At 59.6% G+C, this 26,078-nt stretch carries 25 protein-coding genes; 13 read left to right on the top strand and 12 right to left on the bottom strand.

The window, feature by feature from the left end; translation table 11 throughout:
• Positions 1-147: 147 nt before the first annotated feature.
• The gene (locus KHO33_RS11670) at positions 148-1,290 is read left to right on the top strand and encodes a branched-chain amino acid ABC transporter substrate-binding protein (RefSeq protein ID WP_200565055.1); all 1,143 of its coding nucleotides are present in this window, start codon (positions 148-150) and stop codon (positions 1,288-1,290) included.
• A gap of 57 nt (positions 1,291-1,347) precedes the next feature.
• On the opposite strand, the gene KHO33_RS11675 is transcribed toward KHO33_RS11670, so the two are convergent.
• Complete coding sequence (locus tag KHO33_RS11675) at positions 1,348-2,274, bottom strand: LysR family transcriptional regulator (RefSeq protein ID WP_054033525.1); 927 nt, start codon at positions 2,272-2,274, stop codon at positions 1,348-1,350.
• Between the two features lie 280 nt (positions 2,275-2,554).
• On the opposite strand from KHO33_RS11675, the gene KHO33_RS11680 reads away from it, so the two are divergent.
• The 3 genes from KHO33_RS11680 to betA all read left to right on the top strand — a co-directional run bounded on the left by KHO33_RS11680 (position 2,555) and on the right by betA (position 7,430).
• Positions 2,555-4,063, top strand: coding sequence for an aldehyde dehydrogenase family protein (locus KHO33_RS11680; RefSeq protein ID WP_200565054.1), 1,509 nt, complete (start codon positions 2,555-2,557; stop codon positions 4,061-4,063).
• A 104-nt stretch (positions 4,064-4,167) separates the two neighbouring features.
• Positions 4,168-5,694: a purine-cytosine permease family protein gene (locus tag KHO33_RS11685; RefSeq protein WP_200565053.1), complete on the top strand. Its 1,527-nt coding sequence runs from the start codon at positions 4,168-4,170 to the stop codon at positions 5,692-5,694.
• 44 nt (positions 5,695-5,738) lie between these two features.
• Positions 5,739-7,430, top strand: a complete 1,692-nt coding sequence (gene betA / locus KHO33_RS11690; RefSeq protein WP_200565119.1) for a choline dehydrogenase — start codon at positions 5,739-5,741, stop codon at positions 7,428-7,430.
• A 94-nt stretch (positions 7,431-7,524) separates the two neighbouring features.
• Here the strand turns inward: betA and cuyB are convergent, their stop codons facing one another.
• From cuyB to KHO33_RS11720, 6 genes are all read right to left on the bottom strand, one after another.
• A complete protein-coding gene (gene cuyB, locus KHO33_RS11695; protein WP_200565052.1) occupies positions 7,525-9,006 on the bottom strand; it encodes a cysteate racemase in 1,482 nt (493 codons plus the stop codon).
• Entirely contained in the window at positions 9,003-10,292 is a 1,290-nt protein-coding gene (locus tag KHO33_RS11700) for a dicarboxylate/amino acid:cation symporter (protein WP_200565051.1), read from the bottom strand. The genes cuyB and KHO33_RS11700 overlap by 4 nt, the downstream gene beginning before the upstream one ends.
• Positions 10,293-10,472: 180 nt before the next feature.
• Complete coding sequence (locus KHO33_RS11705; protein ID WP_200565050.1) at positions 10,473-11,387, bottom strand: LysR substrate-binding domain-containing protein; 915 nt, start codon at positions 11,385-11,387, stop codon at positions 10,473-10,475.
• A gap of 62 nt (positions 11,388-11,449) precedes the next feature.
• Positions 11,450-12,673 (bottom strand): type II toxin-antitoxin system HipA family toxin, encoded by a 1,224-nt coding sequence (locus KHO33_RS11710; protein ID WP_200565049.1) that lies wholly within the window; start codon positions 12,671-12,673, stop codon positions 11,450-11,452.
• Positions 12,674-12,675: 2 nt separating this feature from the next.
• Positions 12,676-12,975, bottom strand: coding sequence for a helix-turn-helix domain-containing protein (locus KHO33_RS11715; RefSeq protein ID WP_234475223.1), 300 nt, complete (start codon positions 12,973-12,975; stop codon positions 12,676-12,678).
• 175 nt (positions 12,976-13,150) lie between these two features.
• Positions 13,151-14,053 (bottom strand): AraC family transcriptional regulator, encoded by a 903-nt coding sequence (locus KHO33_RS11720; RefSeq protein WP_054033516.1) that lies wholly within the window; start codon positions 14,051-14,053, stop codon positions 13,151-13,153.
• 235 nt (positions 14,054-14,288) lie between these two features.
• Here KHO33_RS11720 and KHO33_RS11725 point away from each other — a divergent pair, with 235 nt between their 5' ends.
• On the top strand, positions 14,289-15,302 hold the full coding sequence (locus KHO33_RS11725) for an aldo/keto reductase (RefSeq protein WP_200565048.1): 1,014 nt from the start codon (positions 14,289-14,291) through the stop codon (positions 15,300-15,302).
• 124 nt (positions 15,303-15,426) lie between these two features.
• Here the strand turns inward: KHO33_RS11725 and KHO33_RS11730 are convergent, their stop codons facing one another.
• Positions 15,427-15,663, bottom strand: coding sequence for a DUF4148 domain-containing protein (locus tag KHO33_RS11730; RefSeq protein WP_054033513.1), 237 nt, complete (start codon positions 15,661-15,663; stop codon positions 15,427-15,429).
• 209 nt (positions 15,664-15,872) lie between these two features.
• A complete protein-coding gene (locus tag KHO33_RS11735; RefSeq protein ID WP_200565047.1) occupies positions 15,873-16,796 on the bottom strand; it encodes a LysR family transcriptional regulator in 924 nt (307 codons plus the stop codon).
• A 137-nt stretch (positions 16,797-16,933) separates the two neighbouring features.
• On the opposite strand from KHO33_RS11735, the gene KHO33_RS11740 reads away from it, so the two are divergent.
• Both KHO33_RS11740 and KHO33_RS11745 read left to right on the top strand, forming a co-directional pair.
• On the top strand, positions 16,934-18,217 hold the full coding sequence (locus KHO33_RS11740) for an MFS transporter (RefSeq protein ID WP_200565046.1): 1,284 nt from the start codon (positions 16,934-16,936) through the stop codon (positions 18,215-18,217).
• 126 nt (positions 18,218-18,343) lie between these two features.
• Positions 18,344-19,102: a creatininase family protein gene (locus tag KHO33_RS11745; protein ID WP_054033511.1), complete on the top strand. Its 759-nt coding sequence runs from the start codon at positions 18,344-18,346 to the stop codon at positions 19,100-19,102.
• Positions 19,103-19,132: 30 nt separating this feature from the next.
• Here the strand turns inward: KHO33_RS11745 and KHO33_RS11750 are convergent, their stop codons facing one another.
• Positions 19,133-19,714: a thioredoxin family protein gene (locus tag KHO33_RS11750; protein ID WP_054033509.1), complete on the bottom strand. Its 582-nt coding sequence runs from the start codon at positions 19,712-19,714 to the stop codon at positions 19,133-19,135.
• 237 nt (positions 19,715-19,951) lie between these two features.
• On the opposite strand from KHO33_RS11750, the gene KHO33_RS11755 reads away from it, so the two are divergent.
• From KHO33_RS11755 to KHO33_RS11770, 4 genes are all read left to right on the top strand, one after another.
• Positions 19,952-20,323, top strand: a complete 372-nt coding sequence (locus tag KHO33_RS11755) for a GFA family protein (protein ID WP_054033507.1) — start codon at positions 19,952-19,954, stop codon at positions 20,321-20,323.
• 126 nt (positions 20,324-20,449) lie between these two features.
• Positions 20,450-21,190, top strand: coding sequence for a response regulator (locus KHO33_RS11760; RefSeq protein WP_054033505.1), 741 nt, complete (start codon positions 20,450-20,452; stop codon positions 21,188-21,190).
• Entirely contained in the window at positions 21,187-22,503 is a 1,317-nt protein-coding gene (locus KHO33_RS11765) for a sensor histidine kinase (protein ID WP_200565045.1), read from the top strand. The genes KHO33_RS11760 and KHO33_RS11765 overlap by 4 nt, the downstream gene beginning before the upstream one ends.
• A 241-nt stretch (positions 22,504-22,744) precedes the next feature.
• Complete coding sequence (locus KHO33_RS11770; protein ID WP_200565044.1) at positions 22,745-23,776, top strand: alpha/beta fold hydrolase; 1,032 nt, start codon at positions 22,745-22,747, stop codon at positions 23,774-23,776.
• Positions 23,777-23,841: 65 nt separating this feature from the next.
• Here KHO33_RS11770 and KHO33_RS11775 read toward each other — a convergent pair whose 3' ends face one another.
• Entirely contained in the window at positions 23,842-24,015 is a 174-nt protein-coding gene (locus KHO33_RS11775) for a CsbD family protein (RefSeq protein WP_054034219.1), read from the bottom strand.
• 179 nt (positions 24,016-24,194) lie between these two features.
• Between KHO33_RS11775 and KHO33_RS11780 the strand changes: the two genes are divergently transcribed.
• Positions 24,195-24,677: a Spy/CpxP family protein refolding chaperone gene (locus KHO33_RS11780; protein ID WP_234475225.1), complete on the top strand. Its 483-nt coding sequence runs from the start codon at positions 24,195-24,197 to the stop codon at positions 24,675-24,677.
• Positions 24,678-24,748: 71 nt separating this feature from the next.
• Positions 24,749-25,123: a hypothetical protein gene (locus KHO33_RS11785; RefSeq protein WP_200565043.1), complete on the top strand. Its 375-nt coding sequence runs from the start codon at positions 24,749-24,751 to the stop codon at positions 25,121-25,123.
• A 93-nt stretch (positions 25,124-25,216) separates the two neighbouring features.
• Here the strand turns inward: KHO33_RS11785 and KHO33_RS11790 are convergent, their stop codons facing one another.
• The gene (locus tag KHO33_RS11790) at positions 25,217-26,077 is read right to left on the bottom strand and encodes an alpha/beta hydrolase family protein (RefSeq protein ID WP_200565042.1); all 861 of its coding nucleotides are present in this window, start codon (positions 26,075-26,077) and stop codon (positions 25,217-25,219) included.
• Position 26,078: the final 1 nt, after the last annotated feature.

A 26,078-nucleotide genomic window follows, 5' to 3' on the forward strand; every position in this document is an offset into this window, starting at 1 on the left:
GAATTGCTGTCAACCCCACTGCCCAACGTTCGGCGAGGGCATGCGGACAGTGCGGCCCCAAAGCGATGTTTTCTGTGCCGAAGCGCCACGCGTTCGCCACTTCCGGCGGCGAGGCGAGCAGGCACGTCATGATGTGAGGAGAGCGCGATGAAAAAGTCGTACGCAGGTGCAAGCTGGTTGGCAGCAGTCGCTTTGAGCATGGTGTCGGTGGGTGTGACGGCGGCGGAGCAGGTGGTCAAAATCGGTTTGACCGGACCCTTGACCGGTCCGCAGGCCGCCATCGGCAAGGACGACGAAAACGGCGTGAGGATGGCGATCGAGCGTCTGAATGCCCAGGGGCTGGTGATCGGCGGCCAGAAAACCCGTTTCGAACTGGTCTCGCAGGATGACGCCGCCGATCCGCGTACCGGCATGACGGTTGCGCAAAGCCTGGTCGACGCCAACGTGAAGGTCATCTTCGGGCCGTTCAATTCGGGGGTCGCGATTCCGATTTCAAACCTGGTGAACGTGTCCGGAATCGTGATGGCGACCGTCGCGTCGAATCCGTCGATCACGCAACACGGCTATCCGTTCGTGTTTCGCATCTCCGCCAGCGATACGCAACTGGGCAGCCGGATGGGTGAATTTGCGGCAAAGGAACTGAAGATCAAGCGCATTGCGGTGATTGACGATCGCACCGCATATGGGCAGGGCCTCGCCGATGAATTCGTCAATGCCGCTAAAGCCAACGGCATCGAGATTGTCGATCGGGAATATACGACCGACAAGGCGACCGACTTCGTCTCGATCCTCACACACGTCAAGGGCGCGAACGCGGAAGGGATTTTCTACGGCGGTTATTACGCGCAAGCCGGTGCGCTGCGCAAACAGATGAAGCGCCTTGCGATGAACGGCTATCTCCTTGGCGGCGATGCCATGTGCAACGCCGAACTGGCGAAACTCGGCGGCGATGCGGTCGATACACGCGTGTATTGCCCGCAAGGCGGACCGGTGCTCGATCAGACACCCCAGGGCCGCCAGTTCAAGGCGGACTACAAGCAACGCTTTCATACCGACCCGTTGACCTACAGCGCGGCCTTGTACGATGGCGTGAATATCGTGGCGCAGGCAATGCAGAAAGCCAATTCGATCGAACCGGCTCAATATCGTGCCGCGCTCGCCGGCATCGATTCTCATGGTGTTTCCGGGCACTACCAGTTCGACAGGAACCGCGACCTGACGGACTCGCCGATCACGATTTATACCTATCGAAATGGTGAGCCTACACCGCTGGCGTCCACACAGCCGTAGGTTCATGTCGCCCAAGCATGGCGAAGGGTCGCGGCGCCGCATGACACTGCGGCGGCCCTACGCCATGGGTGCCGCCCGCTGAACCATACGGTAGCTTTCCATCAGGTCGATCATGAAGACCTGCAGGATGGTTGGCGGCGCGGCGGCCCGCCGCGTGATCGCGCAAAATGGCCAATGCGAGCCGAGTTGCTCCGGACAGATCTGATGCATCTCGCCGCGCACAACCCAACGAGCCGCGTAGTGAATCGGCAGAAATCCGATGTAGGCGCCCGATAAGATAAGGATGGCCTGCGCCTCGATATTGTCGACGGTTGCTGCGGCTTTGCTCACTTTCAGCATTCGCAGGTCGTGCTGCTGAAGATACCCTCGCGCTACTACACGGCTGGATGCGATGGCCTCGTCGAGCGCGGCGTCGCCAGGCAATCGGCCTGCGAGTGCGTGAGCCTTCCCGCAATACAGACCGTCCGGTTCGCAATACAGGTCGGTGTAGGTCAGCCCCGGCACGTGAAGCGGAAAATGCCCGACTGCGATATGCAGCCGGCCGTCCAGCACACGTTCTTCCAGTTCGGCGGGCGTGCCGACGTAGACGTCCAGATGCACGTCGTGCCCCCTCGACACGAACGCTTGCAGCGCCTGCGGCAGCGGCGAGGCTGAGTCGGTCACTGTGTTGTCAATGATGCCGAGGTACAGCTTTCCCGAGACGTGTTTCTTCAGCGCGTCGGTATCCACACAGAAGCTTTCTACCGCCACCTGCAGCCGTTGCGCTGCCTCGAAAGTGGCCACACCGTGTTCAGTGAGGCGAAATCCGCTGCGCCCCCGCTCGCAAAGCTTGAGGCCGAGGCGCGTTTCGAGCGTTGTCATTTGCTCGCTGATTGTCGACTGGCTGACGTTCAGGGTCGCCTGGGCAGCGGAAAATCCGCCGCACCGTACCACCGTCATGAAAACCCTCAGTAGCTTGAGGTCCACGTCCTGCAACTGGATCACGGTCGTTGCTCTCCTTGCGCGACTTGCTTCGGTATTCCCGATATGAACATCTGATTCACGTGATTTTTACCCGCGACCTTGTCGTCCATAGTCTCTCAAAACACCGCGCTGCCACAAGCCGCGTTTATATCGATGGACCCCGGTCGCTTTTGATCGACCGGACCTGTCGGCTACAACGCGGGATCCACGAACAAACGTGGCGGAAACAGGCGAACCGCTCTGCACGAAACCGGCCCATGAGAGGCCGAATAGCAGTCAATCCGTAAGACAGGAGACAACGATGGACAAGGTCGTACAGAATTACCTGGAGACGTTCGGCATCCGGGAAGAGACGCAACGCTTTCTCACCCGGCCGCAGAAGATGTTAATTGGCGGTGCCTGGGTGCCGCAAGGCGATCGCGAATCCTGCACAGTGCTCGAACCGTCTACCGCGGGCGTGATCACGCACATTCCCCTGGGTACGACCACCGATCTGGATCGTGCGGTCGACGCTGCCCGCAAGCAGTTCAACGGTGGACCGTGGAGAAAGCTCAAACCCCTTGAGCGCGAACGACTGCTGCATCGCCTCGCCGATCTGATCGAAGCGAATGCAACTGAGTTGGCCGAGATCGAATCGATCGACGTAGGCAAGTCTGTTGCCAATGCGCGTGACGTCGACGTACAAGGCACGATCGACACCTTCCGCTATTTCGCCGGTTGGGCATCGAAGCTCCACGGCCGTACGGTTGAACCCTCCCTGCCTGGTGAATACGTTGCCTACACGCGCAAGGAGCCCATCGGCGTGGTGGGCGTCATCGTGCCGTGGAATTTCCCGCTGCAAACCATGGCGTGGAAGGTTGCGGCGGCGCTCGCTGCCGGTTGTACGACCGTGATCAAACCCGCCGAACTCACGTCGCTGTCCACACTTCGCTTCGCAGAGTTGGTGCAGGAGGCAGGAATTCCGGATGGCGTCGTGAATGTCATAACGGGGCGGGGGCGCGAAATTGGTGCCGCTATGGCCGCTCATCCGGGCATAGACAAGATCACGTTCACCGGTTCCACCGAGGTGGGTCGAACTGTCGGGCGAGCGGCTGTGGGCGGCATCAAACGTATGACACTCGAACTGGGCGGCAAATCGCCGGTACTCGTGCTCGAGGACGCAGACATCGAAGCGGCGGCCCAGGCCGTAGCAAACGGCGTCTTCTTCAATTCTGGACAGGTCTGCGACGCGGGTACGCGGGTTTACATCCAGCGCGGCATTCACGACAGATTCATTGGCGCGCTAGTCGAGCACACGCGTAAGTTGAAGATCGCACCGGGCCTCGATCGCGATTGCTTCATCAGCCCGCTCGTTTCCGCGCTGCAGAAGGATCGCGTCTCGTCCTATATCGAAGCCGGGCGGCGCGAAGGCGCGGAAATCGTGCATGGTGGCCGCGTGTTGGACCGGGCAGGCTACTTCGTCGAACCGACCATTTTTACGCATTGCCGCAGCGACATGAAGATCGTTCGCGAAGAAATTTTCGGACCTGTGCTGGTGACCACCCCCTTCGACGATCTGGGCGATGCGTTGTCGCAAGCGAATGATTCGCCATACGGTCTTGCTGCCGCGATCTACTCCAATGACCTGAATCGCGTTCACAAACTGATCCCGCAACTGCGCGCGGGTACCGTCTACGTCAATGCCCATAGCACGATCGATCCTTCGATGCCGTTCGGCGGATTCAAGGAATCCGGCTTTGGCAAAGACCTCGGCCCCGAGCAGCTCGATCATCTGATGGAGAGCAAGGCGGTCTGGATCACGCTGTACTGAGCCGGCACTGCGCCAATGGCGTCTCCAGACCAGCGCGGCGCGGCGGTCAGCGTGCATGCCGGGTCAAATCTATTCCATCAACCTCTCTTTGCTGTCAGGGGTACATGATGCAAGCAACAGACGAAGTAGTTAAAAGCACTGTAGTTGCGGTCGAGCACGGCGCGATCGAAGGTCATTCGATCGATTTCATTCCGGATAGCGAAAGAACCGACAGATTATCCAGGCAGGGGCCATTCTGGTTTCTGGGTAATTTCACATTCTTCACGATGACCATCGGTTTTGTTGGTCCCAGCATTGGTCTGAGCGCGCTGTGGACCACGATAGCCGGCACGCTTGGCATCATGTTCGGTACCTTGTTCATGGCCTTTCACGGCTCGCAAGGGCCGCATCTCGGCTTGCCTCAGATGATCCAGTCAAGAGCGCAATTCGGCTATCGCGGGGTCATTGTCGTCCTGTTGGCAACGCTATTCGTGTTTGCGGGATTCAACATCGTCAACCTGGTGCTGATGATGCAAGGTCTCAAAGCCTTGTTCAATTGGGATCCTGTCAAGGTGGCGTTGGCCGTGACCGTGCCGGCTTCGGTTCTGGCGATTCTCGGCCACGACTGGATGCACCGCAGTTTCAAATGGGCGTTGTATCTGTCGCTGCCGCTTTACGGACTCGTCACGGTGGCCGTTCTTATGCACTGGGTGCCTGACGTGCCGCTCGCCGCCGTCGCACCGGGCGCGACACCGACGCCACCGCTAGGCTTCAACTGGATTGCGTTCATTGCGCAATTCGCGGCTGCCGCCAGCTACAACATCGCTTACGCACCGTATGTGTCCGACTACTCGCGCTATCTGCCGAAAAACACGCCGAGCGGCAAGCTGATCGCGGCGGTGTTCCTCGGCGCATCGCTGTCGGGCGCGTGGATGATCGCGATTGGCGGCTGGCTCGCGGACCATCTGCACGCGACCGATGTGCTGGTCGCATTGAGTCAGGTGGGTAACGACCTGGCGCCGGGGATGGGAAGTGTTGTGGTCGGCGTCACGATTCTGGCGTTCCTGCCGGTGATCGCGATGAACATCTACAGCGCCAAACTGACGGCGATCACGGCACTCGATTCGTTCCACAAAGTCCAGCCGACTCCCAAGGCTCGCATTCTGGCGATTCTCTTTGTGGTGATCCTTCAGCTCGGTGTTGCGCTCAGTATCTATACCTCGGGTAAGGGACTCTCCGTCCTGAATATTTACCTCGTCGTCATGCTGTATTTTCTCGTGCCCTGGACCGCGGTCAATCTGACGGACTACTTCTTCGTCCGCAAGGGTCGCTATGCCATTCCGCACTTCTTCATGCCTCACAACAATCTGTATGGGACATGGGGCGCACGAGGTCTGATCGCGTACGCAATCGGCTTTGTCGCGATGATTCCGTTCTTCTGCGTTCTCGACGGCGCCAACGAAGTGTATGTGGGCCCGCTTGCCCGTGCGATGGGTAGCGTCGATCTGGCATGGCTGGTCGGTCTGTTCGTCTCGGGCATCGCCTACTACGCGTTGTCGCGCTCGCTCGATCTGAAGTACGAGGAATCGGTCATCGCCCATATCGAGAAGACATCACCGCAATACACCACCGGCGACAAGGGTCGCTACTGAAATACGGACAACCCCGTCAAGATCTGGAAATCAGGGCAAATATCATGGTTACCGAGCAATTCGATTACATCATTGTGGGCGCCGGATCGGCTGGATGTGTGTTGGCCAACCGGCTTACGGAGGACCCGGCGGTCCGCGTTCTGGTGCTGGAATTCGGCGGCAGCGATCGCAGCATCATCATTCAGATGCCGAGCGCGTTTTCGATGCCGATGAATACGGCCAAGTACAACTGGCGTTATCAGACCGCGCCCGAGGCTCATTTGAATGGCCGCCAGTTGCATTGTCCTCGTGGCAAGGTGCTGGGAGGATCGTCGTCGATCAATGGCCTCGTCTATATTCGCGGCCACGCTTGCGACTTCGACGAATGGGAGGAACTGGGCGCGCGAGGTTGGGGTTATCGCAACTGTTTGCCCTATTTCCGCCGGGCCGAGAGCTACAAGTTCGGGGGGGATGAGTACCGTGGCGCGGAGGGGCCACTGAGCACCAACAACGGCAACAACATGGAGAATCCGCTGTACGGTGCGTGGATCGAGGCAGGAGCAGAGGCCGGATACATCAAGACGGAAGACTGCAACGGCCATATGCAGGAGGGTTTCGGGGCAATGCACATGACCGTCAAGGATGGTGTGCGCTGGTCGACCGCGAACGCCTACTTGCGCCCTGCAATGAAGCGCCCGAATTTGACCGTAGTGACGAATGCGATGACACGTCGCGTGATTCTCGAGGGCAAGCGCGCCGTCGGGGTCGCATACGATCAAGGCGGACGCACGCATGTTGCGCGGTGCCGTTCTGAGGTATTGATCGCCTCCGGTCCTATCGGTTCGCCGCACTTGCTGCAACGTTCTGGAATCGGCCCGGCCGACGTACTGCGGAAAGCGGGGATCGAGGTTCGGCACCACCTGCCCGGAGTCGGCGAAAACCTTCAGGATCACGCGGAAATCTATATCCAGTACGCGTGCAAGGAGCCCGTCACGCTCAACGCGAAAATGGACCCGTTTAGCAAATTCATGATTGGATTGCGCTGGCTTCTTTTCAAGGATGGTCTGGGCGCCAGCAACCATTTCGAGGCGGGCGGATTCATCCGCTCCGAAGCCGGGTTGCGCTGGCCCGACATTCAATTCCATTTCTTGCCGGCCGCCATGCGCTATGACGGCGACAAGCCGTTCAAAGGACACGGATTCATGGTGCTGACCGGGCCGAACAAGCCGAAGAGCCGGGGCCACGTGCGAGCGGTGTCGGCCGATCCCTATACGCATCCGGAGATCCGCTTCAACTACCTGGACCGGGAAGAGGACCGGGAAGGTTTTCGACGCTGCGTGCGCTTGACCCGGGAGATCATCTGGCAGCCGGCGATGGACCGCTTTCGTGATGCTGAACTCGCTCCTGGACCGGACGTGCAAACGGATGAGCAGATCGATGCCTTCGTCAGGGCGAACCTTGAAAGTACGATGCATCCTTGCGGTTCATGTCGCATGGGAGAGGATGACATGGCTGTGGTCGATTCCGAGTTACGGGTTCGCGGCATCGAAGGCTTGCGAGTCATCGATTCATCTGTTTTCCCGACTGAACCCAATGGCAATCTGAACGCGCCGACGATCATGCTCGCTGAACGCGCTTCGGACCTGGTTCGCGCGGTGTCCATGTTACCCGCGTCCGATGCCGATGTGGGCTTGGCAGAAGGGTGGGAGACGCGGCAACGCACGCATGCGCCGACTCGTGATTTGCATGTCGGATAGGTCGATTGACAGCGACAACGTCGAGGGGCATCGACGCGGCGTGCGCTGCCTGATTAGCGGCGCACGTCGCTAATCAGAGCTTGCCGTATCACGGTCAAAGGGTGGCCGAAAAGGCCTGCTGGAGGTTGCCGGCCGTCGCCAGGGCTACGCATTGCTGTGCAAGGACATCGGTTGGATCGACAAGACTCACGCGTGCACCAGTCGTGCCCACGAAACTCGTCTGTGGCAATAAAAGCGGCAACTCGGTACATCCCAGGACGATGACCTCGACGCCTTCCGCTATAAGCCCATCAATGGCAGCGGCAATGTCATCGAGGCATTGCCCGCTAGTGAATCCCGCTTTCACCCCTTCCTTGCCGTAGATCGCCTCCATCACGCGGGCCTGCAATTCCGCAGCCGGAACGATTTGGTGCAAACCCTGCGACTCGAGGGCCTTTTCATAGACGCCGCTTGCGATCGTGCCGGAGGTGGCCAGCACGCCAACGGAGCGCAGCAACGGAAACGTTTCGCGCAGATGGCGGACCGTCACCGTCAGCATGTTGACGATCGGTATGCCCAGATACGGTTGAATGCGTTCGACAAATGCGTGAGCGGTGTTACACGGAATCGCGATGAGATCCGCGTCGCCCGACTCGAGCTTCTTGCAGGTCGCGTAAAGCGAAATAGTCGGGTCGGGTCCGTCGCCGATCAGATTTTCCGTGCGATCGGGAATCTGCGGATTCTGTTCGATCAGAAGCCTTATATGGTCCTGATCCCGATTCGCCGGCGTATTGCGCACGATCTTCTGCATGAAGTCCACAGTCGCTGCAGGCCCAACTCCACCGACCACGCCCACTTTGAAAATGGATTCGGGCAAACCGTATTCGCCCGCGATCACGTACTGCGCGTAGGCGAGATTCGAATCGATCAGCGGTACTCGAAACGAGCCCATTTCCTCCGCCACGAGCGCAATCTCCGTCAGACCCGGCACGATGATTTGTGCACCTTGCGCGATGAGGTCCTCGCACGCCTCGCGCAGAAGCGCGACGGGCCGACCAGACAGATTTCCGCTCTTGATGCCGTTCGCACCGTAGACGGCTTCGGTGATGAGATCGACACTGTCGCGCGGCCGGGGATGAATGACTTCAAATTCCGGCTCCGCGAAATACTTTTCGAATAGCCCCTTTCGATGGGTGTAGTCCGAGGTCAGCACGCCGATTCGCCGTGCGGCCGGAAATTTTCTTCGGACATGGCTGCGGACCGCTTCCACCATATCGACAATCTGCAAGGGTGAATTAGCCTTCAGTTCTTCGATAAACGTGTGGCTGAGAAAGCAGGGGAGTACGACGGTCGTCACCCCCCGCTTCTCGAAGCCGCTAATCATGTCGAAAATGTACAGTTTCCGTTGCGTCGTCGCCTCGCTTCCTATGGCCGCGCTTCGGAAGGGATGCTGCTCGAAAATGACATCGACGTGTTCGGCATCGCTAGAGGCGGGCGTCGATTTGACGAGCTTGAAAAAGACATCCGCGCTCGCCAGTGGACCCAGGCCGCCCACCACGCCGAACCTCTTCCCGCTCAGCACGTTGGCGCTGATCATTTTGCTTCGCCTTGCAGTTGGCCGAGGACAATGCTGTTCTCTGCGTCGTTCTGCCTGGCAACCCGTTTGGCCTCCCACTTCGCAATCACGGCCGTTGCGATGCTGTTACCGATCACGTTCGTGGCGGTTCGCCCCATATCGAGAATCTGATCGATGGCGAGGATCAACACCACGCCGGACGGCGGCAAATGAAACATCGGGGCAACGGCCGCCACCACTACCACGGAACCTCGTGCGACACCGGCCATTCCCTTGCTGCTCAACATAAGCATCAGCAACATCATGATTTGAGCGCTGAGCGGCATGTCGATGCCGAAGGCTTGCGCGATAAAGATCGCAGCAAACGCCTGGTACATCATCGATCCGTCCAGGTTGAACGCGTAGCCGAGCGGCAACGTGAAGCCGACCACCTTCTTGTCGATACCGAACTGTTCAAGCTTCTCAGTCAGGCGCGGATAAGCAGCTTCACTGCTTGCTGTAGAGAAGGCGAGCATCGCGGGTTCGCGGACCGCTTTTAGCAACTTCCAGATCGATTTGCCCAGAAAGACATGGCCGACGAGGATGAGCACGGCCCACAGCAGGACGAGGCCGAGGTAGAAGCTTCCGACGAGCTTGCCGTAGGTGGTCAATACGTCCAGGCCATGCACCGTAATCGCCGAGGCAAGCGCACCGAAGACACCAATCGGAGCGAGTCGCATCACATAGTCGGTCAGCTTCAGCATCGCGGGGACGAGCGCATCGATGCCGGCGATCAACGGTGTGACGCGCGGGTCCGTCTTGATGGCACTCAGCACCACGCCAAACAGCACGGAAAAGACGAGGATTTGAAGAATGTCATTGCGGGCCATCGCATCGATGATGCTGGAAGGGAACGCATGCGTGATGAAGTCCTTGAAGTTCAGACCCGCGGTGTTTAGGCCGGTGGCAACATCGGAACTGGTCTGCGTCATATGCAAGCCGGCGCCGGGCTGCAACGCATTCGCAAGGACGAGGCCAAGCGCGAGCGAGAAAAGTGAGGCGCACACGAACCATCCCACCGACCTGAAGCCGATTCTGCGCACGTCGCTCGTCCCTTCCATTCCGGCGAGCCCGGACACGAGCGTGGCGAAGACAAGCGGCGCGATAATCATCTTCACGAGACGCAGGAAGATGTCGGTAATGATCGAGAAGTAACCGGCGATTGTCTTGGCTTCTGCAGCATCGGCTACGGTCCGATGGCACACGTAACCGACAATCACGCCGAGCACCATGCCGACCAGAATATAGAACGTTAGGCGATTTTTCATTTCCATCAGTCCGAGAAGGCGCACAAGGGTCCGACGTGACCACCGTGCACTGGCAGGAGGCAAAAACGCCGCTAGAGAAGCGACGTTTCTGTGTATGGACGGATGATAGAGATGATCAAAAAAGACTCAATGCGGGTCCTGCATGGGGATATGCGAAACTCGCATAACACGGGATTACCCTTAATCGACAGTCTGCGATTCGGCGCGAAGGTGGCGCCAGAGCGTGTCCAGAAACTCACTGCGATTCGAGGCATCCCGGTAGACGCGAAGCTCGACTTCGAGATGCCACGTATCCCGGCCGGCCGGGACGAGTTCGCCCGCTTCGAGCTCGGCGACGATCGAGCTTTTTGGCAGCCAGGCCACACCTTCGCCTTCCAGAACCAGTTTCTTGAGGACCTCGGCCATGTCGGACTCATAGTGAGGCCGCAAAGCTGGGGTTGCGTCGACGCGGCCCAGGAGGAGTGCGAGGCAGCGGCCGAAATAGCTGGTTTCCGTGTAGGTAATCAACGGCAATGGACGCGCTGTCGTGCCCGGCAACCGGAAGATGGGAGCACCACGCGGATTCGGCCGGCAGACAGGCATCAGTACATCCACGCCGACGGTGAGATGTTCGTACCTGATTGGATCGAGATGGAGAGGCAGTTCCGGATGATGATAGGCAAACATCAATTCGCAGTTGCCGTTCACGAGCATCAGGATGGAGTCGTGGACATTGGTGGGTATCACCCGGGCACGTACCTCGCCGAAACGGGCAGTGAGCGCCTTTAACCAGGCCGGCAGGAAACTTAGCGCGATCGTATGGCCTGCTGCAATCTGCAGGCCTTTGCCCGCCATGCGTTGGTCGATGCGAATGATGGCTCGCGTATCGAATAGCTTTCCAAGAATGTCTACCGCTGCTTCCCGAAACAGTTGTCCGGCAGGCGTCAGCGTGGGAGGGAAGCTGCTTCGGTCAATGAGGTCCGCGCCCACCCACTGCTCAAGCGACTGAATGCGCCTGCTGAACCCCGACTGGGTGACATTCCGAAATTCCGCCGCTCGCGAGAAGCTCTGATACTGCGAGAGCGCGATGAAGTCCTCAATCCACTTGATTTCCATGTCGGGTCCGATGTGTGCGGCGAGTGTGCGTGCTGTCAGTGTGCTTGATCATCGATCTCGCCTCACAGCATGCGCGAGCGGTTCGTTTCTATCCTGCCTGCAATCAGGCTTACCGTTGCGCGCCGAATGGAAAAACTCTTCGCTTGATCCCGAAACCGGCTGGCCACATCCGCAGTGCGTTCAATCACCGCCTCCGCGGCACGGGCCGGTACACCCGTCAGGTTGGCAAGCTGCAATAGATGCTTACGCGCCGGCTCACGGCTCTCGCCGCACACGTCCATTTGATGCTCGCCACCCGGCCCTTCGTTGAAGGTCAAGTCGTAAGCCGGTGAGAATTGCCACTGCCCCTGCGCAGACAGGCGGAATGAAAAGTTTTTTGCGTGGTCGTCCCGATTGTTGAACACCACATTAAACACACAGCGTTCAAAGGCCCGCAAGACTTCACGCTCGTCCCGCGTAATGAAGCGAGTCAATTTCAGAAGCGAACCATAGTCAATCGATGGATATCGGAAGTTGGCGTTCAGCGCGCCGGCAGCGGTGTGCATTGGCACGCGCTGAGCGCCAGACCGGTCGAAACGCTCGATGCCGAATGCTGAAAGACGGGGGCCGAGGTCAAAGTACCTTGTTGCCGGCACCGGAATTTCACACGCTTGCGCAAGCACGGCATACAGCGCCTCGACTGCGCACACTTCCTTGTGGTCGTACTGGGCAGGAAATTTGACCAGCCAGGGCGTGCCGGCACTCTGCTCCGAATTCGACATGCGGCCACTGTGCGGGTCGAAGTTGACCAGCACTTTAGGGCGGCCGCCGTGAGGTGAACCGCCCATCAGGACGAGTTCACGCAGCGACTCGGTACTGCCGTCCGTCATCACTTCGCGGACCTCCCGGGCAAGCTCGATCAGTTGCACATCTGAAGGTTGAAGATCGTCTCCCTGAGTCGGCTCAAAAACAAGAGCACCCATTGCCTTCTCGCCAATGAACGCAAGACGGTCGAGCGGGGACATCCGCGCAGGCTCCCAACCCCGCTGCCGAAAGAGACGGTCCATTAGTAGCATGCCCCAGCCGTCGGGCAGGGCATCAGAAACGAGCCCTGGCAAGCGGAACTGGTAGTCCGGGAAACTATCGTAGGCCTGCTGACGCAATGCCAGATGCAAGGGCGAAAGCTCGAGACCGCGTTGCAGCGCTTCGGAGGAGTACTCGAATATCAGGTTTGTTCCGTCGTCCCCGAGCTTGCCCAGTTCGAAGCGCTCGCTCCAGCCGGCGTAGACGACGCTCAGTTTTTTCATCGTCACCTTCGGGAAGCTCGTTCGCGCGTGGCGCTCGCCTGCTCCATCGCGCGAATGGAGTTCGGTTTGTGTTCGAATAGAGGCGACAGCGAGCCGGTCAGCCCAAGCGCCATAGCTACCCGGAGAAGACTCTCAAGCGTTGCCTTCCCGGTACGCTCGAGGTTACGTACCACGCGTTCCGACACCCCTGCTCGGGAGGCCAGTTCACTCTGCTGCAGATTCTGGGCGAGGCGCTGCGCGCGTAGCCGGTGACCCAGTTCAAGCGCAATTTCATCTGCGGTAGCGAGATCAAAGAGCAACATTTCGCCGGTTATCCTTTAAATTCACCGATAAACGGTGATATTTTACCGGTTGATGTTCAGTGCGGCAAGACAAGTCTTAGTTAACAGGCAAATTTTTGCCGTTTATGTTGAATTTTCGCGGTTAACCGACCCAAAAGTGATGATTATTAGAAATCGACGTTGAAGTCACTCACGATCACGCAGTTGCACCACCTCCCTGCATGGCCGACGATCGCAGCCGCTCCGCATCCCGTCCCGGCGGTCTTCCGAACAGCCGGCTGTACTCACGGCTGAATTGGGAGGCGCTGTCATAGCCAACGCTCAGCCCCACGCTGGCGATGTCCTTCGAGGTGGTCAGCAGTTGTGTGCGAGCTTCCTGAAGCCTGATCTGCTTCTGATACTGCAGCGGGCTCATGGCGGTGACGGCGCGAAAGTGCCGATGGAACGAGGACACGCTCATCGCCGCCAGCTCCGCGAGCTCTTCGGTGCGCAGCATCTCCGCATAGTGCATGCGGATCCAGCGAATCGCGCGCCCGACGTGCGACAGGCGGCTGTCGGCAAGGCCGACCTGCCGCAGCAGCGCACCCTGGCTTCCTGTGAGTATCCGCCACAAGATTTCGCGCTCGATCATCGGCGCGAGAACGGGCACGTCTTCCGGATGCTCGAGCAGCCGTAGCAGCCGCACAAACGGGTCAAGCAGTTCGGGCGTCGCTTCGCCGACAGCCGCGGCGAACGGGTTCATCACCACAGGTGCGTCTGAAGCAGTGTCGAGCAACAATGAAGCGATAGTCGCGGGTTTCAACTTCAGGCCCACTGCCAGAAACGGCTTTTTCGCGCTCGCTTCGATCACGTGTCCGGACATCGGGAGATCGACGGTCACGACCAGACATTGTCCTGCGTGATATTCGAGGATCTGATCGCCAAGGGTCGCGCGCTTTGCGCCTTGGGCGACCAGAGCGAAGACTGGCTCGTAGATGCGATGAACCGAGTGCGTTTGTGCGGTCGACACCGACACGATGACCCCGGGTAGGCTCGTTGCCGTCACGTCGTCGGCAGCATGGCGGCCAATCAGGGTGCGAAGTTCAGCGAGCGTATCCATAACTCAAACGTATCCTGGCGAGCGATGAAAGCGCAAGCGGATCTGCCCGAATCGATCCAATCTGAGAGGATTGTGCAAGAGCTTGCGCGTTTCGGTCTACCGTGCCGCACTCGTGCGATGGTCTCATTGGAGCTAGCCAGTTGGCTCGTTTTCCAGGGGAAACTTTATGTCGCTCGATTCATACGTCACACTCGGATCCTCTGGTCTACGCGTGAGTCCCTTTTGTCTTGGGACAATGACCTTTGGTGAAGACTGGGGTTGGGGCACGAGCCCCGCCGAATCCGAAGCCATACTTTCGGAGTACCTGGAGCGCGGTGGGAATTTCATCGATACGGCCAACATCTATACGCTGGGCCACTCGGAAAAAATCATCGGAGACTTCTTTGCGGCGCGCAAGGACCGTCGCCATCGCAGCGTCATTGCGACGAAGTTTGTCGGAAACCTGCACGTGGGCGACCCGAACGGTGGAGGCGCCGGACGCAAGGCGATGGTCGAACAATGCGAAGCGTCGTTGCGCCGTCTGCAGACGGATTACATCGACCTCTACTGGATTCACAACTGGGACCGGACCACGCCGATCGACGAGACGATGCGCGCGCTCGACGATCTGGTCGCCTCCGGCAAGATTCGTTACATCGGAATTTCCGACACACCAGCCTGGAAGGTTGCGCAAGCGCAGACCATGGCGCAGTTTCGCGGCTGGAACCGGATCATTGCAATGCAAGTCGAGTATTCGCTGCTGGAGCGGACGTCCGAAGGCGAATTGATACCGATGGCCGAAGAACTCGGCATAGGTGTCGTGCCGTGGAGTCCGTTGAAGAACGGCTGGTTGTCGGGCAAATACACGCGCGAAAACACTCAAGCTGTGAAATCAGAACGCTCGGCGCTTGTCGGTGTGCCGGGCGACAAGGAGTTTCCGGTGATCGACGTGCTTGTGGCGGTCGCCGCCGAACTTCAGGTGAGCCCCGCTGCGGTCGCGCTCGCATGGGTTCACCAACGGCGCGGCGTGACCTCGACGATCATCGGCGCGCGACGTATCGATCAACTGCGAACCAATTTGACTGCGCTGGACCTCGAGCTCAGCGCTGCGCAGATCACGATGCTCGACGAAGTGTCGAAGCCCGCGCTCAACTTCCCTGCGGATATCAACGCTCATCTTTCGCCGAGCTTTATCTTTGCCGGCGCCACGGTCGACGGACAGCCGACGCAAGCGTTGCCCCTGGTTACCGCGAGCAGCGTTCGGTACTGATGCAAAAGATATTCGACGCCGAGCAACTCTCGGCGTCGAAGTATTGAAACGCGCGAAGGATCTTGAACCAAGAGGATTGCTTACCGTATTGGAAGCATAGTTCAATCCGGCGGAACTCAGATAATCAGCTGCCGCGATACAAGCTGCTGAGTTGGGCGAGCTGTCCATCCCGCTGGGCTTGCACCAGTTCGTGGCGGACCTCTGCGCGGGTCTTCTGCGTTGCGCCGGTTTGGCTCGGGTTCCATTGCTGCACTTGCGGGGCGGCCGATTGGGCCGCGGTTGTTGCAGGAGCTTCAGAGGCGTGAGCGAAGCCAGCGGTAGCGAATGCAGCGAATGCCAAAGCGATCATTGAGGTTTTCATGTCGTTCTCCGTGAACCAATCAATTAAAAGGAAGGCGCCGCGATGTCAGGAGCAAGGGCAGCAATTCGATCAGTCATCTGCGATTTGCTGGTGTCTTGCATCCGGCGTTGATGCATTAGAACGTCCGGACGTATCTGACTTGTGTCGAGAAACCGGGGCAATTGCAATGTTCTGTATCACCTCGCTGCCCAGATACATTGCGATACGAATCACGGGTTTTCCGCTTTTGCGAACATGGTCATGTGGCGCAGGATCCATTCGAGCATCTCCTGCGGGGCGGCCGCGAGCGGCCGGCCGGATTTGACGAGCAGCCGCGCCTTGGTACCACGGAACAGGGGATGGTCGATCGGCACGACGGTCAATTCGCCCGCCGCGATCTCGCGATACGCGGCAAATTCGCCAACGAGCGTCACGAAGTTTTCTGACGCGACGAAGCGCTTGAGCGCGCTTAGCGAATTCGTGGTGAGCGTCGCACGAATCTCGATGTTTTCGGCGAACGCCAACATCTTTGCCGCGTGGCCGATTCCGAAGGTGGCCGGCATCAATGCAAGCGGGTAGGCGAGCACGTCTTCGATGCTTGCCGGGCCGCCTCTCGCCGCCAGCGGATGCTCCGGGCGAACCAGCAGAACGACGGGTTGCGCCGAACTTGCGCGATATTCGATGCGCGAATGCGGCGGCGGATTGTAGGCAAGACCGATATGCGCGCGGCTTTCGGCCACTTCGTTCAGTACGTCGTCGACCGCCAGGATCTCCACGCCGATGTCCAGCTTGGGGTAGCGCGCGCAGAACGGGGTGAGCACTTCGTCGACCAGCGCATCGACATAGCCTTCACTGATGGCCAGTTGAACATGGCCTTGCTGGAGGCCCTGCAAGGCATGAAGCTGGTCTTCCAGTTTCTCCTGCTGTGACCGGTACCCTCTCCAGAATTCGAGCAAATGCGCCGCCGACTCAGTGGGCTTGACGCCGCGGGCCTGGCGCTCGAACAGCATCACGCCGAGTTCGTCTTCCAGTAGCTTGATCTGCCGCGTAATCACGGAGGGGGACGTGTTGAGGCTATCCGCGGCGCCGCGAATCGTGCCGTGAGTCAGCACTTCATGGAAATACCGGAGGCGTTGCTGGTTGATTTCTCGCATGTCGGCTGTCCTTTCGTTGCTGCCGTTGCCCTGTGAGCAACGATACGTGAACTTAGTTGCTGTTGCTAGTTCGGCTGGGCGTCGCCACTATTCATCCGGAAGGCGAGCCGAACAGAACGGTGAACAGGGAGACAGGCATGGCAGCAATTCAAACCACAATCGACGGGGACGATGTTTCCGCGCTCTATGACAGGCTGAACTGGCGGCTATTGCCGTTTCTTCTGATCTGTTATCTGTTCGCTTATCTGGATCGAGTCAACGTCGGTTTCGCCAAGCTGCAGATGCAAAGCGATCTTGGTTTTTCCGATGCCGCTTATGGTGTGGGCGCCGGGATCTTCTTTCTGGGCTACGTGCTGTTCGAGTTGCCGAGCAATCTCATGTTGCCGAGAGTCGGAGCACGGAAAACCTTTTGCCGCATCCTGGTGTTGTGGGGCATCACATCGGCTTGCATGCTGTTTGTGCGCAACGTGCATATGTTCTACGGAATGCGCTTTCTGCTCGGCATCTTCGAAGCGGGTTTCGCGCCGGGCATGATCTTTTACCTGTCGCGCTGGTACGGTCCCTCGCGTATGGCTCGGGCCATCGCGATCGTTTTTCTCGCCGGACCGATCGGCGGCATTGTAGGTGGCCCCGTCTCGGCCTGGCTGATGACCACCTTCGCCGGCACAGCGGGTCTCGCCGGCTGGCAGTGGATGTTTCTCGCCGAAGGCTTGCCGTGCATTGTGCTGGGTGTGCTGACGCTGTTTGTCCTGTCGGATCGGCCGGCGCAGGCCAGTTGGCTGAGCGATGACGAGAAGCGCCTGCTCGAGGCCGAGCTCGTGGCGTCCCCCGCTGGAGATCACTCGTTCAAGGCTGTCTTGCGCAACCCTAAGGTCTATCTGCTGGCGTGCGCGTACTTCTGCATCATCGCGTCGATCTATGCCATGAGCTTCTGGCTGCCGACCATCGTGAAGTCGCAAGGCGTCAACGATACGATCCGGCTTGGCTGGTATTCGGCGATTCCGTATGTTGGGGCCGCCTTCGGCATGTATTTCATCGGCCGCAGATCGGACACACGTGGTGAACGGCGCTATCACAGCTCGGTGCCGGCGCTGCTCGCCGCGGTGTTGCTGTCCCTGTCGGTTTTGATGGACGGTAACCTCGTCGCCACGCTCGTCCTGTTGACGCTTACCACGACGATGTTGTGGATGGCGTACACGGTGTTTTGGGCCATTCCCTCCGAATACATCAAGGGCGATGCGGCAGCGGGCGGTATCGCCTTGATCAACACGATCGGTTTGTCCGGCGGATTCTGGGGGCCTGCCATCATCGGCTGGGCCAAGACTGCAACCGGCAACCTGCACCTTGGACTCCTGATAATTGCCGGCCTGGCGTTATGTGGCTCTGCGCTGCTCGTCGCGAACAGATTACCGTCAGAATAGCGATCTGGGCACGCCCAGATCTGGATAAGGACGCTCCTCGACAGTCACCCGCAGGCGTCGTCGAGGAGCAGCAGTCAACCCAATGCGCCGCGTTCCTGCGGGACGCGGCGAAGCAAAGGACTTCAAATGCTTTTACACCTGTCGACATGGGCCGAAGTGGGGCAATACCTGGAGCGAAGCCGTTCGATCGTCGTTCCTATCGGCTCGAACGAGCAGCACGGCCCCACCGGTCTTCTGGGCACCGACTGGCTGTGTCCGGAAATCATCGCGCACGAAGCCGAGAAGAGTGCGGACATCCTGATTGCGCCGACTTTTAACATCGGCATGGCGCAGCATCACCTGGGCTTTCCAGGAACCATCTCGTTGCGGCCATCGACCTTCATTGCAGCCATTGGTGATTGGACGCGCTCGCTTGCAGTTCATGGCTTCGAGAAGATCCTGTTTCTGAACGGCCACGGCGGCAACATCGCGTCGATTGAAGCCGCTTTCTCCGAGATCTATGCCGAGGCGAGTTTCGCGCGGCGCCGCTTGGGGTTCGCACTGAAGCTATGCAACTGGTGGGATCTCGAAGGCGTCGGCGAGTTGGCGCGCGAGCAGTTTCCCGAAGGTCATGGCGTGCATGCGACGCCCTCCGAGATCGCCATCACTCAGTGGGCGCTTCCCGAGACGATCAAGACCGCCCGCTACGCTCCGCAGATCGCGCCGTCCGGGCCGATTCGCGAGGCGCTCGAGTTCCGCGCGCGTTATCCCGACGGACGGATGGGCTCCGATCCAGCTCAGGCATCTCAGGAGAAGGGCGGCGCGCTGGTTAAGCTGGCCGCCCAGAGCTTGATTCGCGCGGTGGATGCGTTCAGCCGCGAGATCGTGCCGGGCGGACGTGACTGATTGATCAGCCCAGGCACATTGCGATACGAATCACGGGTTTTCCGCGAGCAAGGCCTTGATCTTCGCTTCGGTCTGTTCGTAGTCACCTTCGCCGAAGTGCGTGTAGGCAATGTGCCCTTTCTTGTCGACCAGATAAAACGCGGGCCAATATTGGTTGTCGTAGGCGCGCCATGTTGCGTAGTTGTTGTCCTGCGCGACCGGGAACGTAATGCCGAAGCGCTTGATCGCCGTCTTGACGTTGTCCGTGCTGCGCTCGAACGGATACTCGGGTGTGTGGACGCCGACCACCGCCAGGCCCTGGTCCTTGTACTTCTGATTCCAGGTCTTGACGTAGGGCAGCACGTGGATGCAGTTGATGCAGGTGTAGGTCCAGAAGTCGACCAGCACGACCTTGCCGCGCAACTGCTGCAGAGTCAGGGGATCGCTATTGAGCCATTTGTCGATGCCGGTGAAATCCGGCGCGGTGGTGTTGTTATCGAGCTGGTTTGCGACGGGACCGGCAGCAGCGCTGGCCGTGGGACTTGCAACGAGCGTTGCGATTGCGGCGGCGCCGGCTGCCACCGTGGCGGCGAACAGGGCGACGGTAGCGGTGGTTTTGAGTCGGGAGAGCATGTCAGCGTCCTTTCAGATAGGAGAGCAGAGCGGCGATCCGGGCATGGGCCCGTACGTCGCCTCAGGCATTCCAGTGGTTGGCATGGGTGCATTTGAACGCCCGTTCGTATCTGGCTTGTGTCGCCGGAGCGGTGTGGGTGCAATGTTTTGTGTCAGGGGAAGGTCCAGATACATTGGGATACAAAGCGTCGCGCGTACCAGGCTATAAAGCAGCCATTCCTACCGTGGAGAAGCCACATGAGTACCGAACTGCTGCAAGGATCCTGCCATTGCGGGACCGTGAAATTTGAAGTCCGTACCGATGTCCAGCCTGCTGGGCGTTGCAATTGCAGCCTGTGCCGGCGCAAGGGTGCGCTGATGACGCCGCCGTTTGCCGCGGGTGAACTGAAAATCCTGAAGGGTGAGGAAGCGCTGACGCTCTATCAGTTCAATACGCGCACGGCGAAGCACTATTTCTGCAAGCACTGCGGTATTTATCCATTCCATCAGACGCGTAGAGATCCGCAACTGTGGCGGGTCAACATCGGTTGCCTGGAGGGTGTCGACCCGTATACGCTGGAGGCGAGCGTAGCCAATGGCGCCAGCCTGTCCGTCGTGGAGGATGCATGAGACGGCTCATGACAATTCTCGCCTTCCTCGCGGGCGGATTGGCGGCGGAACTGGCACACCCCGTGCACTGTTCGCTGATCAACGTGAACCGGGTGCGCGTCAATCGTCGAAAGGATTGATCCGTTGATGGAAACTACCGACCACGTCCTGATCGTCGACGACGATCGCGGCATCCGTGAATTGCTTGCCACCTATCTCGAGAAGAACGGCATGCGCGTTTCGCTGGCCGCCAACGGCCGGCAGATGCGCACGGTCCTCGAACAGGGCGCGCCTGATCTGATCGTGCTCGATCTGATGATGCCCGGCGAGGACGGTCTCGTGCTGTGCCGGGAATTGCGCGCCGGCAAGTTTCGCGCGGTGCCGGTCCTGATGCTGACCGCCCGCAGCGAGGAGACGGATCGGATCGTCGGCTTGGAAATGGGCGCGGACGATTACTTGTCCAAGCCGTTTGCGGTGCGTGAACTGCTGGCGCGCATCCGCTCCGTGTTGCGTCGCGCCAGGATGTTGCCGCCCGGCATGCAGGTGACGGAAACCGCGCCGATGATCGCCTTCGGCGACTGGCGTCTCGACACCACGGCGCGTCATCTGCTCGACGCCGAGGGCACCATGGTGGCCTTGAGCGGCGCGGAGTACCGCTTGCTGCGCGTGTTCCTCGATCATCCGCAGCGCGTGCTCACACGGGATCAGTTGCTTAATCTGACCCAGGGCCGCCAGGCCGATGCGTTCGACCGCTCGATCGATCTGCTGGTCAGCCGTTTGCGGCAGCGCTTGCAGGACACCGCACGCGAGCCTCGGTACATCAAGACGCTGCGTAGCGAGGGATATGTATTTTCGGCGGCGGTGACCATGATCGAAGGCACGCCATGAAGCTGAATACATTGCTGCGTTGGCCGCGCACGCTGTTCGCGCGGCTTGCGCTGATTCTTTTTGTCAGCCTTGCGCTGGTGCAAACGCTGTCGGTCTGGCTCACCATGACTGAGCGGGACCAGACCATGACGAACGTGATGATGGGTTACATCGAACGCGAGGTCACCAGTTCCGTCGCGCTGCTCGATCATTTGCCTGCTAACGAACGGGCTGAATGGCTGCCGAGGCTGGCGCGGCGTACCTATACCTTCAATCTCGGGCCAGGGGTCGCCGGCGCTCCTCCGGATGCGAAGCTCTCAGCGAGAGTCGCGCAATCTATCGCGGACGGTATCGGCAAGCGCTATCCGCTCACGGCCAACGCCGTCCCCGGCGATCCGGACCGCCTGCAGGTTCATCTGCAGTTGAGTGACGGCACGCCGCTGACGATCGACTATCGCCCTATGCCGGGCGCGCCGCTGTCGCCGTGGTTGTCGTGGTTGCTGGTGCTGCAACTGGTGGTGCTGGCCGCGTGCTGCTGGCTCGCCGTACGGTTGGCAACGCGCCCGTTGAGCCATTTGGCGCGAGCGGCGGATACCCTGGGCCCCGACCTTAAGGCGGAGCGCCTGCCGGAAGACGGCCCGGACGAAGTGGCGCGGGCGGCGAAAGCGTTCAACGCCATGCAGGACCGCATCAGGCTGTACATGACCGAGCGCTTGCAGATCCTCGCGGCGATTTCGCACGACCTGCAAACGCCGATTACCCGCATGCGATTGCGCGTCGACGTGATGGACGAGAGCCCAGAGGGCACCAAGCTGCAGCAGGACCTGCAGGAAATGGAAACGATGGTCAAGGAAGGCGTCACGTACGCGCGCACGATGCACGGCGCCAGCGAGGCACCTCTGCGTATCGATCCGGACGCGCTGTTCGACAGCCTGGTGCTCGACTACATGGATGCCGGCAAGGACGTTTCGCTACACGGTCGAATCGACACTGCACTGGTGACGCGTCCTCAGGCGTTGCGCCGGATCGTGGGCAATCTCGTCGATAACGCGCTGAAGTTCGGCGGTGCTGCCGAGATCAGGGTTGCCTCGCAGAACGGGCACGTGAGGGTCTCCGTGCTCGATCGTGGGCCGGGAATTCCGGATGAGTCGCTCGAAGCGGTGTTCGAGCCGTTCTATCGGCTGGAAGGATCGCGCAATCGCGGAACCGGCGGTACCGGCTTGGGCCTCGCAATTGCGCGGCAACTCGCTTTGGCGATGGACGCGACACTGTCGTTGCAGAACCGGCCCGATGGCGGTCTTGAAGCCACACTCGTGCTGAAAGGCGCCGGCTAGATTCCGATCGCTCGCCGATGGCGTTGTATGCCGTACTTGTTCGTCGATGAACGTCAACTACCCCTGTCTCTGTATCCCAATGTATCTGCACCCTCGGTAAATACATAAGGTTTCACTGACGCTTTTCGCAGACATACGCCAGATACGTCCACGGGCTTTAATGATTCCAGGCCAGATCGTCTGGCTTCGCAGGCCGGACATGTCCTGCGCTTCTGCAGCTAACCTTTGAGGAGAATCCGCGATGCCGGATCAGATCAATACCCGACGTCGTCGTCTGCTTGGGACGACAGTTGCTGGTATCAGCTTGATGGAGTTGGGTTTGAGCGGGCTCGCCAAGGCGCAGTCGGCCGGCACGAACGCTGCAACGCGTGTCGTTTCGTTCGACAACATTCGCCAGGTCAATGCCGGAACCCTCAACGTGGGCTATGCGGAAGCGGGTCCGCAGAATGGACCGGTGGTGATCCTGCTGCACGGTTGGCCCTACGATATCTACAGCTTCGCCGAAGTCACGCCGTTACTGGCAGCCGCTGGCTATCGCGTCATCGTGCCGTATCTGCGGGGCTATGGTTCGACACGGTTCCTGTCCGCGGATACGCCGCGCAACGGTCAGCAAGCGGTGGTTGCCGTCGACATCATCGCGTTGATGGATGCATTGAAGATCGACAAAGCCATTTTTGGCGCTTTCGATTGGGGCGCGCGTACGGCGAATATTATCGCTGCGCTGTGGCCGCAGCGATGCCAGGCGATGGTGTCGGTCAGCGGTTATCTGATCGGCAGTCAGGAAGCCAACCGGGCGCCGCTGCCGCCGAAGGCTGAGCTGGCCTGGTGGTATCAATTCTATTTCGCCACGGAGCGTGGCCACGCAGGTTACGAAGCGAACCGCCACGACTTCAACAAGCTGATCTGGCGTCTCGCGTCGCCGAAATGGAATTTCGACGATGCGACGTACGACCGCTCGGCTGAGTCCTTCAAGAATCCCGATCACGTCGCGGTGGTGATTCACAACTACCGCTGGCGTCTGGGGCTGGTTAAGGGCGAGCCGCAATACGACGAGCTCGAAGCGCGGCTGGCGAAGGGGCCGACCATTTCGGTTCCGACCATCACGATGGAGGGCGACGCCAACGGTGCTCCGCATCCCGAGCCGGCAGCGTACGCGAAGAAATTCACCGGCAAGTATCAGCACCGGAACATCGACGGCGGCATCGGACATAACCTGCCACAGGAAGCGCCGAAGGCATTTGCCGATGCCATCGTCGACGTCGTTCGGCTTTAAGCGGAGCGGAGGAGCGGGGTCATGGCGCGCTAACGTATTGCAACATGCGGCGCATCGGCCGATTACTAGCGTTTCCTGAAGCGCGCCTTGGCATCGCCATACGATGCCTGCGTCTTGCCGACGACCTGCTCGACGCGCCCCCTCCACGCGACCCTCCGGCTTCCGATGGTCTTGCCCAGGCCGGTACGCAGCTTGCCCGTGATCTCTCTTATCCATCCCTGCATCTGGTCTTTGTTCATCACCTCGCTCCTTGAGCGCTGCTTCCATCGCGACAGCATGAGTTCAATGGACGAAGGAGTCGGTACGGCACCGGACAGACGCCCGTCGGGAGTCGGCGCACAAATGATCTGTTCGATCGAATTCGCTGCACTGACGATAATCCCTTCGCGAGTCCATCGAACTCCTTTGGAGACCGATCATGAGACTCGTTGCCACCCCATTCCAACCGCGACCCGCGCCGGCGTTCGCGATAGCGGTTTTTCTCGCGATAACGGCATTCGCCAATCCTGCGAGCGCTGCCTCCCCCACCCAGACTCAACCACGTGCAAGCGTGATGAACGTTGCCGCCCATAGCCAGATCGATACGCGCATCAGCGGACTTCACACGAGGCTGCAGATCACCGCGGCGCAGGAAGAACTTTGGCAAAAGGTTGCTCAGGTCATGCGTGACAATGCGGGAACGATGGACTCGCTCAGACAGGCACGAACCAGTCAAGCCAATAGCATGACCGCTGTCGACGATCTCAAGTCCTATAGCCAGATTGCCGATGCCCATGCGGACGGCATCAGAAAGCTCACTCCGGCGTTTCAGGCACTCTACGACAGCATGTCCGACGTTCAGAAGAAGAACGCTGATCTGATTTTCCAGACTGACCACCACCACGCCGCAAAGAAAGGGTGATCTCAAGACACCCGCAACGGGAAGCGGACTGGCACCTCAGTAAGGTCCCGGATCGCAGACAGGAGTACATCATGAAAATCCAAAGAGTGAGAGCCGCGTGCATGGGCTCGGTGAATACCGGAATCACGATTGCAGTTGGTTTGGCATTGGCCTTTGGCGGCATGTCCATGACGCCTGCCTTTGGCGAAGGCAACGGCAACGGCAACGGAAACGGCAATGGTAATCACGAGGGCCAGGAGCAGCATGGCGCGAATAACAACTATCAGCATAACCAGGGGCATCAGTCGGACCATGGCAACCGGCACGCCTATCAACATCCCGGCGATGACCATCGTCGCGGCGACTATTACGGCAACCAGGACTATGTGTATGCGCCGCCACCCGTGGTCTATGCTCCGGAGTCGGCACCTGGCATAAGCTTGTTTATACCGCTGCAGTTCCGATAGAACGCAGGACCCGCGCCTGGTGATTGCCGTTGCCTGAGCGGCTCAATCGGGCCGGGTTCTGTCTGCCGCGTACAGCCGCATTGAGACAAGCTGCTAGCGCGGCACGGTTCCCGGATCTTCCAGCCATCGTGAGACAGCGGACAGCACCTGTGCCTCAATGCCAAGAAAGCCATGTGGCGACTTCGCCCCGCATTCATTGGCGCCAATCCCGCCGCGTTCGTTACTTGATACCGGCAGGAACTGGAACCGGTTGTCCTTGGCGAGCGTGCGTGCCGCGCTAAACGGTGAAACCCGACATCCGTCATTTTCGTTCGACACCACCAGCACCGGAGTCGCGCTGACGTCCCAGTGCATGCCCGAAAGCCCGGCCTCCCCACGCCTGCCGATCGTGACGGGCGAAGTTAGTACATACGCGTCGGCCAGCCGTGGTTCCCGTTGGAGCACATTGCCAACCGAAATCGTGCCCCGGCTGGTGCCCACGAGGGCGATTTTTGCAGCTGGAAAGCGTTGCCTCAGCGCTGCGACAATGACGTGCAGGTCTTGAGCGTGAGTTTCGCTCAAACGGAATGCGTCATTCATGCCGGATGATTGATCGGATGGCGCATCGACGATAGCAATCGCATCGCCCGCAGAAGTCCAGTATCCGGCGGTCCGGAGGAGGAAATTTGCTCTCATTGTCGTCGGGCCGGTTTCGCCGAGGGCGATCGCACCGTCATCTCCGGCAAATAACACGATGACCCATGGCGGCGCGCTGGCGGGCTGTTCGATGAAGATGGCTTCGGTTTGTGGTCCTCGTACCGGCACTTGCAGCAGTTCGCCGGCATACGCGGGAATAGCGGTTAGGACTGTGCAGGCGAATACGCAGATTGGAGCCGCGAATCTACGCAGCTGTTTCCAATGCCTGTTGGCGAAACAGGTTACGGGCCTTGCTCGTGTTGATTTCTGATCGCGCATT

Source organism: Paraburkholderia nemoris (genome assembly GCF_905221015.1).
Classification (GTDB): domain Bacteria; phylum Pseudomonadota; class Gammaproteobacteria; order Burkholderiales; family Burkholderiaceae; genus Paraburkholderia; species Paraburkholderia nemoris.